Below are 15685 nucleotides of genomic sequence, written 5' to 3'. Positions count from 1 at the left end.
CTGTGCCACGGATATATCTTTCAGGTTAATAATTTCTCTTATTTACTGTAAATTTACAAACAATATTTAAGACAAAAAAAATATATTACCTTGCATTAACATCTATTTTTTTTGATCTGGTTGGCAATTTTGCCAAAAAAAGCCCGATTAACAGTAAATAACCGGCAAATAACAGACAAAGCTTGAATAACGCCGCAAGAGGTATTACATCTAAGACAACATTCGCTAAAAACTGAAGATTATGAGCAATCCATTATTGTCACTAAAAGGACTTCCCGAATTTTCCAAAATCAAACCTGAACATGTAAAACCTGCCCTGGAGCAGGCCATTACTACATGTAAGGACACAATAAGCCGGGTATTAAGCGAGAACACCAGCTACAGTTGGGACAACCTGGTGGCGCCGATCAATGAAGCAGATGATCTGCTTGGGCGCTTATGGTCGCCGGTCTCCCATATGAATTCAGTGATCAGCAGCGATGAATTACGTGAAGCCTATGAGTCCTGCCTGCCTTTGCTGTCGGAATACGGCACCTTTGTCGGCCAGCATGAAGGTTTATTCAAGGCCTACCAGCAAATCTCACAAAGCGATGAATATCAACAGCTCGATACCGCCCAGCGCAAGGTAATAGACAACGCCTTAAGGGATTTTAAATTATCCGGTATCGCCTTAAACGAACAGGACAAAAAACGCTACGGTGAAATCTCCACCCAGCTCTCGGAATTAGGCTCCAAGTTCAGCAACAATGTTCTCGATGCCACCCACGCCTTTGATGTCTTGATCACAGACGAAAGCGAACTGGCGGGCCTGCCGCAAAGCGCCCTGGATGCGGCAAAAGCATTAGCCGAAGCCCATGACAAGTCCGGCTGGTTATTTACCCTGGACATTCCCAGCTACCTGCCGGTGATGATGTACTGTGATAACAGTGCTTTACGTGAAAAATTATACCGCGCTTATGTGACCCGGGCATCAGAATTAGGCCCCAACGGCGGTGAATTCGATAACGGCGCGGTGATGGCGGAATTGCTGAAATTACGTCATGAACTGGCGCAATTATTAGACTTTAACAACTACGCGGAAAAATCCCTGGCCACCAAAATGGCCGCTTCCACCGGCGAAGTGTTGCAGTTCCTGGAAGATCTTGCCACCAAATCCAAGGCCCAGGGACAGCAGGATGTTAAAGAGCTGCATGAATTTGCCGAAAAAGAATTTGGCAAAAGCGAGCTCCAGGCCTGGGATCTGCCCTATTACAGCGAAAAATTAAAGCAAAGCCGCTACGCCATCTCAGATGAAGACCTGCGCCCCTACTTCCCGGAAGCCACCGTAGTGAAAGGTTTGTTTGAAGTGGTACACCGCCTGTTCGGCCTGAGCATAGAAGAGCGCAGCGGCGTCGATGTCTGGCATCAGGACGTTAAATTCTATGACGTGTTCGATAAAGACCACAACCTGCGCGGCAGCTTCTACCTGGATCTTTACGCCCGCGCGAAAAAACGCGGCGGCGCCTGGATGGACGACTGTGTCGGCCGCCGTGCCCTGAGCGATGACGCGGTACAGTTACCCGTCGCCTATTTAACCTGTAACTTCAGCCAGCCGGTAGGCGATAAACCGGCGCTGTTTACCCATAACGAAGTAGTGACCCTGTTCCATGAGTTCGGCCACGGTATCCACCATATGCTGACCCAGATCAATGCCGCCGATGTTGCCGGTATTAACGGCGTGCCTTGGGATGCGGTAGAGTTGCCGAGCCAGTTCCTGGAAAACTGGTGCTGGCAGCCACAGGCGCTGGCGTTTATTTCCGGCCATTATGAAACCGGCGAGCCCCTGCCCCAGGAAATGCTCGACAAAATGTTAGCGGCGAAAAACTACCAGTCGGCGATGCAGATGTTGCGTCAGCTGGAATTCAGTATTTTCGACTTCAGCATGCATGCCAACTACGACCCTGCCAAAGGGGACGAAATTCAACAGGTACTGGATCAGGTACGGGAAAAATACGCCGTGATCAAAGCGCCTGAGTTTAACCGCTTCCAGCACAGCTTTGGCCACATCTTCGGCGGCGGTTATGCTGCCGGCTACTACAGCTACAAATGGGCAGAAGTATTATCTGCCGACGCCTTCGGCCGTTTCGAACAAGAAGGTATTTTCAATGAGCAGGTCGGCCAGGACTTTTTAACCAATATCCTGGAAAAAGGCGGCTCACAGGAACCAAGCGAGCTGTTTAAAGCCTTCCGCGGCCGCGAGCCGGAAATTGATGCCTTGCTGCGTCACAGCGGCATCACAGGTTAACTTGACTGGTTCAATTCTTGACTGATTAAATTAGAGAAGGGAAGAACCCAGGTTTTTCCCGGCAGTAACTAAACCATGAAGATAACCGTTTCAGGCGGTTGTCTTTTCTTTTTTTAAAGAATACAAAAATTATGACCTTAGAAAGTTTCAACTCCCTGTATCAGCGCGCCCTGGAGCGTAAAGGCGGAGAAAAGCGCCTCAAGCAACTGATCGACATTGGCGCCCCGGAAATACCGCTGGCACAACTCACCGACGACAGGGTATTGGCCGCCTTCACCAAGAAAGTGTTCCAGTCAGGTTTTGTCTGGCGGGTGGTGGAAAATAAATGGCCAAATTTTGAAGAAAATTTTTTCAATTTTAATATCGAAAAAATCCTGATGATGCCGGAAGAAATGCTCGAGCGCAAAGCCGCCGATCCCGGTATTATCCGCAACTACAACAAGGTAAAAACCATCAAGGGCAATGCCCAGATGATCTTTGAGCAGCAAACACCCGACTGCTCTTTTGCCGAATTTATCCGCCAATGGCCCTGCACAGACATCATCGGCTTGTGGGCCTACCTGAAAAAACACGGCCAGCGCCTCGGCGGCAATACCGGCCCCTATGCCCTGCGCGCCATGGGTAAAGACACCTTTTTAATTACCCGCGACGTGGAAGCCTATTTCCGCGCCCACGACATTATTACCGGCGGCGTACAAAGCAAATCCAGCCTCAAAGCCATCCAGGACAGCTTTAACCAGTGGCACCAGGAAAGCGGCCGCTCTTTTGGACAGCTCAGCCGTTTGGTTGCCATGGCAACCGGCGACAACCATATCCAGGCAGAATAATCTTTATGTCAGCAACTTCCCCACTACAAGACATGCTTGATAAAACCGCCGTCGCCTATATCCACAGCGAAGATGCCGCGGTGGCGAAAAAAATTGCCGCCAAATGGCAACTGCAATATATCGGCGATGCCAATGCCGCCAAACAGCACCCGCAGCTGGCATTTTTGCTGCAGGTAAACTGCCACCAGCTGGAACTGAGCAAGCTGGACGAACCGAAATTAGGCGCAATCAAGGTCGACTTTGTTGAAGGGGCGGTAGCCCACAGGCGTAAATTCGGCGGCGGCCGCGGCCAGGACATTGCCAAGGCGATAGGGTTAAAACACGGCTTTACCCCGCATGTGGTCGACGGCACCGCCGGCCTTGGCCGCGATTCCTTTGTACTGGCCAGCCTCGGCTGCAAGGTGACTATGATCGAACGTATGCCGATAGTGGCGGCTTTGCTCGAAGACGGACTGGAGCGCGCAAAATTGAACAGCGACGTCGGTGAAATTGCCGAAAACATGTCACTGCTTCATACCTCGTCACTGGAAAACCTCGACAGCGCACAGGCCCCGGATGTGATTTACCTGGATCCCATGTACCCGCACCGGGAAAAATCGGCCCAGGTGAAAAAGGAAATGCGTATTTTCCAGACCTTAGTAGGAGAAGATCTCGATGCCGACGGCTTACTGGAGCCCGCGCTGGCCCTGGCTAAATACCGGGTAGTGGTAAAACGCCCCAGTTATGCGCCGCCGCTCGCCGGGAGAAAACCCTCTACCAGCATCAAAATGAAAAAGAACCGTTTTGATGTTTATGTCAACCGGGCCATCCCTAAGGTAGAAAGCTAAACCAGGAAAAAACCGCTCAATTAAGCCTAAAAGCTTAACTTTCAATAACATCCGAACAAGCTGGTCAACCACATGACGCCCCGTCATCCGGGCGTCATAAATACGTAACCTTAGTGTCACCCAATTGTAATATTGGACAGGCAGAATCCACCCAACTCAAAACCACCGGATGCATCAGGTGCGCGCTTCCAGCTTTTTCAAATTATCGACGGTTGCCATCGTGGTGTTTGCCGTTGTTTTTCTGGCAACCTTATACTGGGTGGCCACTACCCTTAATACCAGCCGACAGCATTACCAGGACTACCAGAAATTAAAATCTTTGGTGGTGGTGGATATCAACCGGTTGATCAGTGATTATTTACTCACCGGGGATGCTGCATTATTAAGCGAGTCTTCCCAGGTATTTGCCAAAGTAGACGCAGCTATCGACCTGCTGCCGCCAGGTGAATTAAACCTCAGCATTAAACAGCAAAACAGCCAGTTGCAGCAATTGCTCGATACCCGCTTTCGCGCCCTGGGCAAGCTCAGCGGCGACCCGCAAATACTGGTGCGCAACAGCGAACAGGGCATGCTGGCAATAAACGACCAGCTGGCCGCCTATGCCGGGCAAAGCGGGAAGTTAAGCGCCGCTCAGCAACAAGCCTATGTCGGCACCAGTCAACAACTGACAAGCAACCTTGCCCGGTTGATCAACGCCCGGGAGTTGGGCTCAGATGCCGGCATTGCTGCCGCCCTAAATGGCATCAAAGGCAATTACCGTCAGTTGAAAGCATTTCCCCTGCTGGCAATAACAGCGCAGCAAGAAGACCAAGATGAGCTGCTGGCAGAGGATGATTTATTGCTCGATGACGATGAAGCAGCAGATCTCAGCGAAGAAGCCCTGGACGAGCTTAATTCACTGATCAACCGCTATGGCGATGAAATCAAAAAAATAGCCTTGCAGCAACAACAACTCAGTGAAGGCCGCCAGTTACTCAAAGCCACCCTGACCGGGCTGGAGCAAGAAATTTTCCGGGGCGAACAGGCCATAGACCATGAGCAGCAAGACATTTACCAGCAACTGAAACAAATCGTGTATACCCTGGGGTTATGTTTGCTTATTTACCTGATCAGCAATCACTACCTGCAACACAAAATAGTACTTAAACCTTTGCGGTTATTGCGCAACAGCTTTGTACTTTTGGTAGAGCAGGGAAAAATCAGCAATATTACCGGCATCAGCGAACGCACCGAACTGGGAGAGATCTCCGTCAGCTTCAACAAAATGGTGGAAAAGCTGCGCTTTGAAGACAAGCAAAAAGCCGAACAGCTCAACCTGGTGCATAACGCCCTCAACAATATGCAGCAACAGGCAGACAATATTCACCGTTCATCCGCCAATACCCATGATCAGGTACAGTCGGTCAGGGAGATCATGAACGCCCTGGGACAGGCCACAGACACAGTAAACAACCTGTCGCAGCAGGTAGCGGAAAATGCCCGCAGCACCGAACAGGCCATGTTCGACAGCCAGGAAAAGGTTGAGCAGGTATTACAGGCCACCGAGGCCACCGGCAGCGCCGCCCGCTCGGGTAAAGCAGCGATAGAAGTGCTGGGGCAGTCGGTAGACAGTGTCGGCACTATCGTCGATGTGATCAGCGCCATTGCCGACCAAACCAATTTACTGGCGCTGAACGCCGCCATAGAAGCGGCACGCGCCGGTGAACATGGCCGCGGCTTCTCTGTGGTCGCCGATGAAGTGCGCCAGCTGGCGGGCAAAACCCAAAGTTCCCTGCAACAAATCACCACACGCTTGACGCAATTACAACATGCCAGCCAAACCATTAATACCACCATCTCAGGCATAGAACAGGCATCGCAAGAGCAGCAAAATATCGCCCAACAGCTGACCGGCAACGCCGCCAACGTGGTAAAACAGGCCCAGGCCTCCGCCACCGTCGCCCAGGACACCCTGGCGCAAATCAAAGATCAGCGCGGCCACTACCAGGCCTTTGAACAGGCCATGGCCCGGGTTAATGACGAAGTGAAACAGTCGAGCGAACTGGCAGAAAATATCTCGCTGGATGTTTCCGGTCAGGTCAAGGATATCAGCACCACCTTAAAACTCGCCAGTTAAACAAGTCGCCGGGGTTATGCCTTAGGGATAAACCCGGCCGACTTCACTGTCCAGGTGAATAAAATACCCGGAAATACCACTGTGATCTGTCACTTATATCCCCTACTATAAGAATCCTGACAACACAGCCCGATAAGGATTCTTATGATCAAAGTAAACGACAAATTACCCCAAGGGGAATTACAACAACTGGTTGACGGCAGTGTCACCAGCCACAGCACCGGCGACTTGTTCAACGGCAAAAAAGTGGTGATATTCGCCCTGCCCGGCGCTTTCACCCCCACCTGCTCTGCCGCCCACCTGCCCGGTTTTGTTGTTAATGCCGACACCATCAAAGCCAAAGGCGTCGACAGCATTATCTGTTTATCGGTCAATGATGCATTTGTAATGGGTGCCTGGGGCCAGGCTCAAAATGCCGAACAGCTGATGATGCTGGCAGACGGCGACGGCAGCTTCACCAAAGCCATAGATCTCGGCAAAGACACCGGCAGCTTCGGCGGTTACCGCTCGGTGCGTTACGCCATGATAGTTGAAGACGGTGTGGTCACCAGCTTACAGGTTGAACAGCCGAAAGAATTTAAAGTAAGCTCGGCAGAGTCGGTACTGGCGCTGCTGTAAACAGGCAGTAAATCTAAGTCTAAACCTGAATGAAAACAATTAGCGTTAAATATCCTATTGTTTTTTAACGACTTTATTTTGATTTAAATCAATAAAAGCTTGATTACCTCAAGTGAAACAGGCAAAATTCGCAGCCATTAACGCTTTGAAAAAAGCATGTCGAACAGCAGCACGAGGCAAAACTATGTTAAAACCGGAAATGGTTCAGTTATTAAATACTCAAATTAATTTAGAGTTTTATTCTTCCAACCTGTACCTGCAAATGAGTGCCTGGTGTGAAGAAAAAGGTTTTGAAGGTGCCGCAGAATTTATGCGCAAGCATGCGGTAGAAGAAATGACCCATATGAACCGCTTATTCACTTACGTCAGTGAAACCGGCTCTATGCCGGTGCTGGGTGCGATAGAAGCGCCGCCGCACGAGTTTTCCTCTTTAGGCCAGGTGTTTGAAGCCACCTATGAGCACGAGTGTCTGGTAACCCGGAAAATCAACGAGCTGGCCCACTCCGCCTTCACCAGCCAGGATTACTCGACCTTCAACTTCCTGCAATGGTATGTTGCCGAGCAGCACGAAGAAGAGAAGTTATTCAAAGGTATTCTCGATAAGATCGAACTTGTCGGTAACGACGGCAAAGCCTTGTTCTTTATTGATAAAGATCTGGCTGAACTGGCGAAAACCGGCTCACCCAGCATTATGACCGAAGCCGGTTAATGGCTGAGTAAACGATTTTATTAAGGGGCCGAAATAGCCCCTTTTTATATCTTGATTTTTATACCTTGATAAAAGCGATAACACAGCAGCTCAACTTAATTCTCTGGCATCAGAGTTTCCTTAATGGAAACCTGATTTAGTTGTCAAAGCGGCAATATTGGGTACACTACAGTCACTCACGTTAAACAACGAAAACAACAGACACAAGGTTTTTAAACAATGAATTTTTCACGAATATATTCCTGGCACAACTTTTCAACTTAGATTTCCTGCGACTCAGTCCCGGGAGATCATCTTTCGGGCAACCTGAATATATTCCTGACGGAAGCCCGGTTTTTAACTGGGCTTTTTTGTGCCCGAAGGAAAAATTAAGGTGAAAAAATGGCAATGGGTATCAACACACAAGTAAAAGAACTCAATACCGAAGAAACCAAACTGGATGTGATTGCTTTTATGCTCAAGGTAAACAAATCGGCCATCAGCAAAATGGGCAACAAACGGGTTGGCGATACCAACCTGACGAAATTAAAAGAGTTTGTCGAAGCCGCCGGAGGCAAAGTGAATACACAAATCACCCTGGCAAACGGCACAGTGATCAACATCTAAATCATGTAGCGAAGATACCGGGTATCGGCTGGCCTCCAAAACCTTGCCTGTAGGGTTCGACTCCCTATCGCTATGCCAAATTTGGCCCGTTAGCATAACTGGTTAATGCCCTCGCCTCATAAGCGAGCCGATGGCAGTTCGAATCTGCCACGGGTCACCACTTTCTCGATAACAGCACACATAACAATTATGTCGGCTCAGATACGCTAAAAATCATCACTTGAAATACCAGAAATGATATCAACCACATTCACAGACCGGCGCTAATTGGCTATTTCTCAAGAAAACTGGGCTGGCCCGATAGCTCCCACATTGCGATCGCTTTATAATAGCCGCCAAAACCATTGCCAGCTGTTCGAGTAAGAAACCGTGAATGTATTAAAAACTGATGTCCTGATCATAGGCGCCGGCGCCGCCGGCCTGATGTGTGCCGCCACCGCAGGTTACCGCGGCCGTCAGGTCACCATAGTGGACATGGGCAAAAAAGCTGGCCGTAAAATACTCATCAGCGGCGGCGGACGTTGCAACTTCACCAATGAAAACGCCAGCCCGGAAAACTATCTGTGCCAAAACCCGCACTTCGTAAAATCCGCCTTAAGCCGCTACACCCAGCAAGACTTCATCGAGCTGGTAGACAGACACGGCCTGAACTACCACCACAAAACCCTGGGCCAGCTGTTTTGCGATGAAAGTGCACAGGACATAGTGGACATACTGCAAACCGAATGCGAATGGGCGGGTGTTGAAACCAAGCTACGCAACGAAGTATTAGCGGTAGAAAAAAACGATAACGGCTATTTGGTAAAAACCACAGAGCAAAATTTTCAATGCGAATCTTTGGTAATTGCCTCCGGCGGCCTGACTATGCCAAAACTGGGCGCAACCTCAATCGGCTATAAAATTGCACAACAGTTCGGCCTGGAGATTCACCCCACTATGGCGGCATTAGTACCACTAACACTGCACGATCACGATAAAAAGCGTTTCGAAGGCTTATCCGGCATCAGCCTGCCTACAATTGTCAGCAGCGAAGATGGCACTGAATTCAGAGAAAATATCCTCTTCACCCATCGCGGCTTATCCGGCCCGGCAATATTACAAATATCCTCCTTCTGGCGCGCAGGACAAGCGGTAACCATTAACTTGCTGCCAGACCACAACTTGAATGACGAGATAGAACAAGGACGTAAAGAATACGGCCAGAAATCACTAAAAAATACTCTGGCACAGCTGATGCCAAAACGTTTTATTGAAGCCATGATAGCTGCAAATGAGATCCCAGATAAAACCCTGGGCCAACTAAGTCATAGCGAGATAAAAGCTCTGCACGACTACATCCATAACTGGACCATAAAACCAAACGGAACCGAAGGCTACCGTACCGCGGAAGTGACATTAGGCGGCGTGGATACAGATGAATTATCATCAAAAACCTTTGAAGCAAAAAAAGCTCCCGGGCTTTATTTTATCGGTGAAGTGATCGACGTTACCGGCTGGCTCGGCGGTTATAACTTCCAGTTTGCCTGGAGCAGCGGCTGGGCATGTGGACAAACAGTTTAATATTTGTGTCGTAACCATAAAGATCACCTTTCAAGCCTCACCTATCCACTGAGGCCTTCATTGCTCTCTTTATCAGGGATCATGCCGTTGCAGTATTCCAAAACATCCTCAAGAATAAATTTTCTACGCTCGGTCGGATGAAACATGTTATTAATCACCATTATCACCAGGCCCCGTGATTGCACTATCTGGTCAAACAGTTTTCGCGCCTGGGATGCCGGCAAATCAAGGTCTAGCTTCTTTTTCAATGCGCTTTTTGAAAGTCCCTCTTTTCTTGCCTGCTCAGGGTTTATCAACACCAGCAAAGCACCACGAACCGCTTCAAGATTATCGTACTCTGAATGCACCTTGATAGCTAAAGGTGAGCCGCTAATATCCGCCTTATTGACGATAAAATTTCGGTACAGGGAACTTAGGTCTTGCTCCATTTCCCCTAAGCTTATCGCCCGGTCATAACCGTAATAAAAGGCATAGGGCAATTTGCCATATGGCTCAAGCTGTGTCGTCAGTTCAAAAGAGTAGCAGGCGGCAGCGATCACGGTCAATTGCCCCCGGGAGCTATAAATCACTTTTTCAAACAGGTCGATTAATGTCGCCCAGGGGATAAAGCTGCCATTTGTGCATTTTAGCCCTTTATCTCTGGCGCCGTGTCCCTGCAGATGTATCAAAGGCAGCTGACCCATTTCGGCGTCTCTGCTCACCATAAGCACAGCGCTGTAACACTGATCGAGGTTGCTAATGTCAAACACCTGGATAATTTCTGACGACGACTTGCCCTCGGCTGAGGAGAAATTGGCGGCAATCAACATATCCTCCTGCAGCCGCCGCACCACCCCGCTTTCGCTTTCGTTGAGAAAGTTAAAGAGATAGATTTTTGTCGCCGGACTGGCAAAGGGCTTTCTTAACGTTAACTTACTCATAAAAATCAGATGCTCTTTCGTTTTGGCGGTACAGATGTTGTTTTCAACTCTGCTATCAATGAGGCTGTTTTCAAGAAAAACAAGAATGAGGTGTTAAATATACCGAAAGTCCGAAACGGATTTGCTTCTCACAGGGCATTTGATGATAATTCCTCTGCCCCTGCAAATGCCGCCTACAAGCATTTAACAGCAGGGTAAATTTAAGGAGTTTCAAGAGTACAGCCATGAGTCAGACAGGGAAGCAGCAAGCAAGGGATAATTTTGATGTCAAAGCGCTCACCGCCTTGGTAGCGTCTCTAGCGCCCGGCAAACTAAAGACAGCTGAAATGACCGTCACCTACCGGGTCCAGCAACAGTTTTACGACCAGCAAAAAAGTGCTGCATTAAGCCTGTTCTGCCCCGAGAACGAACAGCAAAAAGGCCGCTGGAATGGCCGCCAGCAAGACTTTGGCCTGACCTATCTGGCCAACAGCCCCAAAGGCGCCTTGGCCGAGGCTTTTTCCCATGTCACCCCCAATCCGAAAGGGGAAAGATTTTTTGACAGCCGGATGCTGGCGCCCCGGGAAATGAGCAAGGTGGTGTTTACCGGGCCGTTAACCCTGATAGATGTGCGCGCTTTACTGCCGCAGCTGAAACTCAGCGCCCAGGATATTGAAGGGGACGATGTCTATCACATCACACAACCCCTGGCGGATGCCCTTTACCTGATGTTTGCCAAAGATGTTCACGGTATTCTTTATTCTTCCCGCTGGTCGGGGGATTTGCTCGACTGCGCGGCGATCTGGTCTCATCCACCAGTCGGGCAAACAGAGCAAACACCCCTCGATGATTTTGAATACCAGGGCATGGACAGCTATGAAATATTGTGCGAGCAGCTCAATTTTGCTTTCACCGGTTAACAGCCGCTGCCAAAAAGGGTGGGCAATATTACAAAGTGAGGTTAATAACCCGCCTGCCCTACCCGGCTGGCGTATTTGAGCACTTGTTGCAGTGCTGCTTTATTTGGATTTTTTTGCAGGTAATTGCGGGGAGATAAATTGTCCAGGCCGCCGTGTGGATTTAGCCAGAAGGTGCATATCATCGACGGCCCGACTTCCTGCGCCTGCAGCGCTAAATTCACCGTGTCCAGGCCGAAGATTTCGGCGCCGGTTTTATCGTCCAGCTGAAACACCGGTATGCGCGGGGTGGAGCCTTCGTTGATGGCGATTAAACTGCCTTTTTTGATCTTGCCGCTGATGTGTTGCCTGCTCATGCCGGCAAGTTCGGCGTATTTGGTTTGGGTGACGGTGCCGCCATAAGTGCCTAAAAAACTGATGAATTTTTTTTGCCCTTCCCGCTGCATTTCCAGGCGTTTTATCAGCTTGTCGTTTTTATAGGTGCTGCGGGTATGGATAGATAACAACTGTTCAAGCAGCTGCTGGTCGGTCAAAACAGAGGCATCATTTGCATTGATATCTAAAACATTATCGCTTTCTAAATGATGTAAAATGTTTTCTACCCGTTTATATAAAAAAGCATTGTCTGCTTTTAGCGCCAAGTTACTCATACCACCACCTTTACGTATTTTACAATTACATACTAGTAAAAAAAGTAAACTTTGTATATTAATAATACACTAAAAATGGAAAATTATTGCCGATATTGGCAAAGCTTACGGGCTGGGCTGGCCTTGCTCCGCCTCAGACTAAACGAGCAGGGGAGGTAAGCAAACCTTAGTGATTCTCCGCCCGGGAATAAAACTGCTGCATTAAGGTTTGATATTCCTCTGTACGGACAATTTTACTCAGCGCCTGCTGAAATTGCCGTACCAGCAAAGGGTCAACTTGTTTGCTAAAGGCAAAGCAGGTAAAGGCGGTGGGGAACACAAACACGGTTTCATAATCGTTTAAATCCCCTCCCCATTGAATAATCATATTGTTGGCCGCCTGCAGGTCGTAGGCGATCATTTGGATACGGCCTTTCGCCATCAGCTCCAGGTTGGGCTTCATGGTGACATTGCTGACAATATTGATGGTAGAAGAAAGTTGCTCCATCAACAGCTGCTCGGCAATATCAAAGCGCACTGTGCCTATGGCATAACGGGCTAATTCATCGAAGCTGTTAATTTTGATGCGGCTCGATTTCAGGGCGATCAGCGCATTGGTGTCTGTGGTTTCGATCGGGCAGGCCCATTGGAATTTATCTTTACGCTGCTTGGTTTGGGCAATGGCAAACAGCACGACATTATCCTGCTGCTCCAGGTTGCGGTAGGCCCGCGCCCAGGGTAACACCCTGACTTTCTGCGGTTTTACCTTAAGCTCCTGCCAGATTTTCTTCAGCAGCACCACAGACAAACCGGTGAGTTTGCCGTTTTCGGTATAGTTGAGGGGCGGATATTCTTCGGTCAGATAATCCAGCCGTTCAAAAGACGAAGCAAGGCAAGGTATTGCCAGCACCGCAGAGATCAGAAATAAAAATCCGCTAACTATTTGCCTCATTTGGATAATTTCCATTTAAAATCCAGTGGTCAGTATAATAAATCCAAAGGTAAAAGTCTGCCTTTCCTTTTTGACTTTAAATCTGGCCCTCTCCTGAAGCTGCAGCAGATTAATGCGAGCGCCGGCTTGCTCTGGAGCTTCATTTATCCTTGTGCTAGACTCCTGCCCCCTTTAAAAATCAGAACAATAAATATGGGTATTTCAATCTTAACCTACTTGTCTAATTTAGCCTTTATCGGTGTATTTTTGATTGTAATATTTGCTTCCAGGTGGCTTTACAGCTTATCCAGCCCCTACAATACTTTCAGCGAAATTATTGATAAAAAAAACCTGGCCCTGGGTATTTCGATTATGGGCTTTATTACCGCGAATACTATCATTTACAGCGCGGTGATCACCGGCCTCAGCCAGCAATTGCAGCCGAATTTGATGGCGGTTTGCCAACATACGGCTTTGGGTATGTTGCTGCTACTGGTATCGCGCCAGGTTAATGACAAGGTTTTATTGCATTCGTGCTGTAGCCACAGGCAAATCATCACCAAGCAGAGTTTATCCGTCGGCATGGCCCAGGCAAGCTGTTATATCACCTCGGGTCTTATTATCGGCGGCGTGCTGATGCGAGGTGGCGATATATTCTCCGTCCTGGTCTTTTACGCCCTGGGCCAGGTCTCCCTGGTGCTGTTTACGAAAATTTATGACTTGTTTACTAATTTCTGCCTGATACAGGAACTGGAAAGCGGCAATATCGCTGCCGGCACCAGCTTCTCTGCCACGGTGATCGCCCTCGGTATCATACTGTTACATGCCCTGGGCGGAGAATTTGTTTCCTGGCAATCGGGCATTTCCTCATTTGCCCTTGACGCCCTGACCGCCTTTATCATCTTGCCTGTGGTCAGGATGCTGGTAGATAAGCTGCTTATCCCCTCGGTGAATATCGACTACGCCATTAAAAAAGAGCACAACGTCGCCGTTGCCTTGCTTGAAGGTGCCGTGGCGATCAGTGTTGCCCTGGTGATCTTTTTTGCCTTATAGCTAAAGGCAACATAATCCTTCTTCAAATCTCTCATACGTCAAAAGTGACGTACGTTACTTTTGACGTACGTTGCTTTTAATAGGCTTTCTTTCGAACCAGGTAAACTTTAGCAACCAGGGTACTTTCTCTTCTCGGTGGCTATTCTTCCTCGGGCCGGTAAAGCTTCGTCTATAATGTAGCTACTATTTCACAAGTATATGCTCGCAATAAGGTTTATATGGCGAGAAAAGAAAATGAATCCGTTGAATTCTCTGCTGAGACTATCCTGAAAAGAATCAAAGAAGGCGATCGTTTAGCAGAAAGAGCCCTGGTCCGGCACTATTGGCGCGGACTGCGCTTTATATTACTGAGCAAATGCCAGGATCCCGAACTCACCAATGATTTACTCCAAGACAGCTTCGTTATCATCATCAATAAAGCCCGGAAAAATCTAATCGAAAGCCCGGCAGCTCTTAGCAGCTATATCCGCCAGGTTGGCGTTCATTTACTGATTGCCCATTTCCGCAAAGAAAAACGCCGCGCCACCACTGCCAGTGAAGACATTCAAATATACAGCGACGATAAAATTCCCGATTTATTCAGAGAACTTAGCTCTCAAGAAATATTTAACAAGGTACAGCAGCTTGTCAATGAAATGACAGTACCAAGAGATAAACAGCTATTAAGGGATTATTTCGTCTACGGCAAAAGCAAACAGGAAATCTGTGCAGCCATGGATTTATCTGCCGAGCATTTTGACAAGGTATTGTATCGCGCCAGAAACCGGTTGAAACAGCTGGTACAAATAAAGCTGGGTTCAGACAGCTGCCTGCCCGATCCACTGGAAGTGTTAATTTTTATCGGCATCACTTTGGCCCAGGTGAATACAGACCCCTTACCCCCGGACAACACTAAGATAGCAATTTATTTAATGTTAGTGAGAGAAGTTCAAACCTAGCGACACTTAGTAAATCAGCAGAATAAACCGGTTTAAGCTTAATCACTGAGGTGCTCGGGTCTACCGTTAATAAGAAGTGAAGCATTATGGACTCAAAATATATTAAAGACAAAAATGTCATTGCCAGGTACTTACGCGGTGGACTCACCCCGGAAGAAAGCATGGAATTTGAAGAATACCTGATAGATAAACCAGAGTTAATTGAACAACTTGAGATAGATAACCAGCTTATGAAAGTTTTACCCGAAGTAGATTACAGTAAGCATGAAAGCAAAACTTCCCTGCTTGATTTCTTAATGACACCGCTGCGGGCAAGTTTTGCCACCGGAGTTAGCTGTTTATTGGCGGTTTATTTGTTTACCTTGTACAAAGGCGGCATACCAGCCCCCCCCGATGGCCTGGTGGCCAAACAGTCCCAGGTGGTTTTTCTTGACACTTTTCGCGGCAGTGCCAACGAACAACAAGTTTCCCGCACCATACCTTTGTCAGCGGGCACAAACAGCATCAGTATCGGCATCCCGGCAGAGCCGGACTATCCGACGGTAAAATATAAAATACAAGTCAGCCACAAGCAGATCCCCCGGGGGCAGTTCAGCACCAAATGCCGCCTGGCGGATCAATCCGGATATTTCTTTATCACCCTCGAAGGTCAGCCGCTGCAACCGGGCTTGTATCTGATAGAAGCAATCCCCTGCCATGACAAGCTGACACCGAAACACTTAAGCATCACCTTAACCCACCAAGAGTCCACATAAGCACAGGAGGACAACA

At 48.4% G+C, this 15685-nt stretch carries 15 protein-coding genes and 1 tRNA gene; 13 read left to right on the top strand and 3 right to left on the bottom strand.

The features are described 5' to 3' along the window. The first annotated feature begins 241 nt into the window (after window positions 1-241). The 9 genes from prlC (at window position 242) to SG35_RS00520 (ending at window position 9547) form a co-directional block, all read left to right on the top strand. Window positions 242-2284 (top strand): oligopeptidase A, encoded by a 2043-nt coding sequence (gene prlC / locus SG35_RS00560; protein ID WP_044835252.1) that lies wholly within the window; start codon window positions 242-244, stop codon window positions 2282-2284. A 131-nt stretch (window positions 2285-2415) separates the two neighbouring features. After that, on the top strand, window positions 2416-3111 hold the full coding sequence (locus SG35_RS00555; protein WP_044835251.1) for a DNA-3-methyladenine glycosylase I: 696 nt from the start codon (window positions 2416-2418) through the stop codon (window positions 3109-3111). 32 nt (window positions 3112-3143) lie between these two features. Next, complete coding sequence (locus SG35_RS00550) at window positions 3144-3938, top strand: class I SAM-dependent methyltransferase (RefSeq protein ID WP_044835250.1); 795 nt, start codon at window positions 3144-3146, stop codon at window positions 3936-3938. A 178-nt stretch (window positions 3939-4116) separates the two neighbouring features. Then, window positions 4117-6054, top strand: coding sequence for a methyl-accepting chemotaxis protein (locus SG35_RS00545; protein WP_160298375.1), 1938 nt, complete (start codon window positions 4117-4119; stop codon window positions 6052-6054). Between the two features lie 144 nt (window positions 6055-6198). Beyond that, window positions 6199-6672 (top strand): peroxiredoxin, encoded by a 474-nt coding sequence (locus SG35_RS00540; protein WP_044835248.1) that lies wholly within the window; start codon window positions 6199-6201, stop codon window positions 6670-6672. 184 nt (window positions 6673-6856) lie between these two features. Next, window positions 6857-7381 carry a non-heme ferritin gene (gene ftnA / locus SG35_RS00535; protein ID WP_044835247.1) on the top strand — a complete coding sequence of 175 codons (525 nt, stop codon included), beginning with the start codon at window positions 6857-6859 and terminating at the stop codon, window positions 7379-7381. A gap of 381 nt (window positions 7382-7762) precedes the next feature. Then, a complete protein-coding gene (locus SG35_RS00530; RefSeq protein ID WP_152646782.1) occupies window positions 7763-7987 on the top strand; it encodes a hypothetical protein in 225 nt (74 codons plus the stop codon). An 83-nt stretch (window positions 7988-8070) separates the two neighbouring features. Further along, window positions 8071-8147: transfer RNA gene (locus SG35_RS00525), tRNA-Ile, on the top strand. A 209-nt stretch (window positions 8148-8356) separates the two neighbouring features. Continuing rightward, window positions 8357-9547: a BaiN/RdsA family NAD(P)/FAD-dependent oxidoreductase gene (locus SG35_RS00520; RefSeq protein ID WP_269082201.1), complete on the top strand. Its 1191-nt coding sequence runs from the start codon at window positions 8357-8359 to the stop codon at window positions 9545-9547. A 41-nt stretch (window positions 9548-9588) separates the two neighbouring features. On the opposite strand, the gene SG35_RS00515 is transcribed toward SG35_RS00520, so the two are convergent. Beyond that, window positions 9589-10467: a hypothetical protein gene (locus SG35_RS00515; RefSeq protein ID WP_044835245.1), complete on the bottom strand. Its 879-nt coding sequence runs from the start codon at window positions 10465-10467 to the stop codon at window positions 9589-9591. Between the two features lie 224 nt (window positions 10468-10691). Here SG35_RS00515 and SG35_RS00510 point away from each other — a divergent pair, with 224 nt between their 5' ends. Beyond that, a complete protein-coding gene (locus SG35_RS00510) occupies window positions 10692-11366 on the top strand; it encodes an RES family NAD+ phosphorylase (protein WP_044835243.1) in 675 nt (224 codons plus the stop codon). Between the two features lie 41 nt (window positions 11367-11407). On the opposite strand, the gene SG35_RS00505 is transcribed toward SG35_RS00510, so the two are convergent. Then, window positions 11408-12013 carry a hypothetical protein gene (locus SG35_RS00505; RefSeq protein ID WP_044835242.1) on the bottom strand — a complete coding sequence of 202 codons (606 nt, stop codon included), beginning with the start codon at window positions 12011-12013 and terminating at the stop codon, window positions 11408-11410. Window positions 12014-12179: 166 nt separating this feature from the next. After that, window positions 12180-12944 carry a substrate-binding periplasmic protein gene (locus tag SG35_RS00500; protein ID WP_160298374.1) on the bottom strand — a complete coding sequence of 255 codons (765 nt, stop codon included), beginning with the start codon at window positions 12942-12944 and terminating at the stop codon, window positions 12180-12182. Between the two features lie 192 nt (window positions 12945-13136). On the opposite strand from SG35_RS00500, the gene SG35_RS00495 reads away from it, so the two are divergent. The 3 genes from SG35_RS00495 (at window position 13137) to SG35_RS00485 (ending at window position 15669) form a co-directional block, all read left to right on the top strand. Beyond that, on the top strand, window positions 13137-13976 hold the full coding sequence (locus SG35_RS00495) for a DUF350 domain-containing protein (protein ID WP_044835314.1): 840 nt from the start codon (window positions 13137-13139) through the stop codon (window positions 13974-13976). A 218-nt stretch (window positions 13977-14194) separates the two neighbouring features. Further along, complete coding sequence (locus tag SG35_RS00490) at window positions 14195-14914, top strand: RNA polymerase sigma factor (RefSeq protein ID WP_044835240.1); 720 nt, start codon at window positions 14195-14197, stop codon at window positions 14912-14914. 86 nt (window positions 14915-15000) lie between these two features. After that, entirely contained in the window at window positions 15001-15669 is a 669-nt protein-coding gene (locus SG35_RS00485; protein WP_044835239.1) for a hypothetical protein, read from the top strand. Window positions 15670-15685 lie beyond the last annotated feature (16 nt).

This window comes from Thalassomonas actiniarum (assembly GCF_000948975.2).
In the GTDB taxonomy this organism is placed as follows: Bacteria; Pseudomonadota; Gammaproteobacteria; order Enterobacterales; family Alteromonadaceae; genus Thalassomonas; species Thalassomonas actiniarum.
This window is presented reverse-complemented; position numbering and strand designations above follow the sequence as displayed.

Excerpts from the sequence above, each read along its gene's own strand:
- prlC (WP_044835252.1), top strand. The coding sequence starts at position 242 with ATGAGCAATCCATTATTGTCACTAAAAGGACTTCCCGAATTTTCCAAA.
- SG35_RS00555 (WP_044835251.1), top strand. The coding sequence starts at position 2,416 with ATGACCTTAGAAAGTTTCAACTCCCTGTATCAGCGCGCCCTGGAGCGT.
- SG35_RS00550 (WP_044835250.1), top strand. The coding sequence starts at position 3,144 with ATGCTTGATAAAACCGCCGTCGCCTATATCCACAGCGAAGATGCCGCG.
- SG35_RS00540 (WP_044835248.1), top strand. The coding sequence starts at position 6,199 with ATGATCAAAGTAAACGACAAATTACCCCAAGGGGAATTACAACAACTG.
- ftnA (WP_044835247.1), top strand. The coding sequence starts at position 6,857 with ATGTTAAAACCGGAAATGGTTCAGTTATTAAATACTCAAATTAATTTA.
- SG35_RS00530 (WP_152646782.1), top strand. The coding sequence starts at position 7,763 with ATGGCAATGGGTATCAACACACAAGTAAAAGAACTCAATACCGAAGAA.
- SG35_RS00515 (WP_044835245.1), bottom strand. The coding sequence starts at position 10,467 with ATGAGTAAGTTAACGTTAAGAAAGCCCTTTGCCAGTCCGGCGACAAAA.
- SG35_RS00510 (WP_044835243.1), top strand. The coding sequence starts at position 10,692 with ATGAGTCAGACAGGGAAGCAGCAAGCAAGGGATAATTTTGATGTCAAA.
- SG35_RS00505 (WP_044835242.1), bottom strand. The coding sequence starts at position 12,013 with ATGAGTAACTTGGCGCTAAAAGCAGACAATGCTTTTTTATATAAACGG.
- SG35_RS00500 (WP_160298374.1), bottom strand. The coding sequence starts at position 12,944 with ATGAGGCAAATAGTTAGCGGATTTTTATTTCTGATCTCTGCGGTGCTG.
- SG35_RS00495 (WP_044835314.1), top strand. The coding sequence starts at position 13,137 with ATGGGTATTTCAATCTTAACCTACTTGTCTAATTTAGCCTTTATCGGT.
- SG35_RS00490 (WP_044835240.1), top strand. The coding sequence starts at position 14,195 with ATGGCGAGAAAAGAAAATGAATCCGTTGAATTCTCTGCTGAGACTATC.
- SG35_RS00485 (WP_044835239.1), top strand. The coding sequence starts at position 15,001 with ATGGACTCAAAATATATTAAAGACAAAAATGTCATTGCCAGGTACTTA.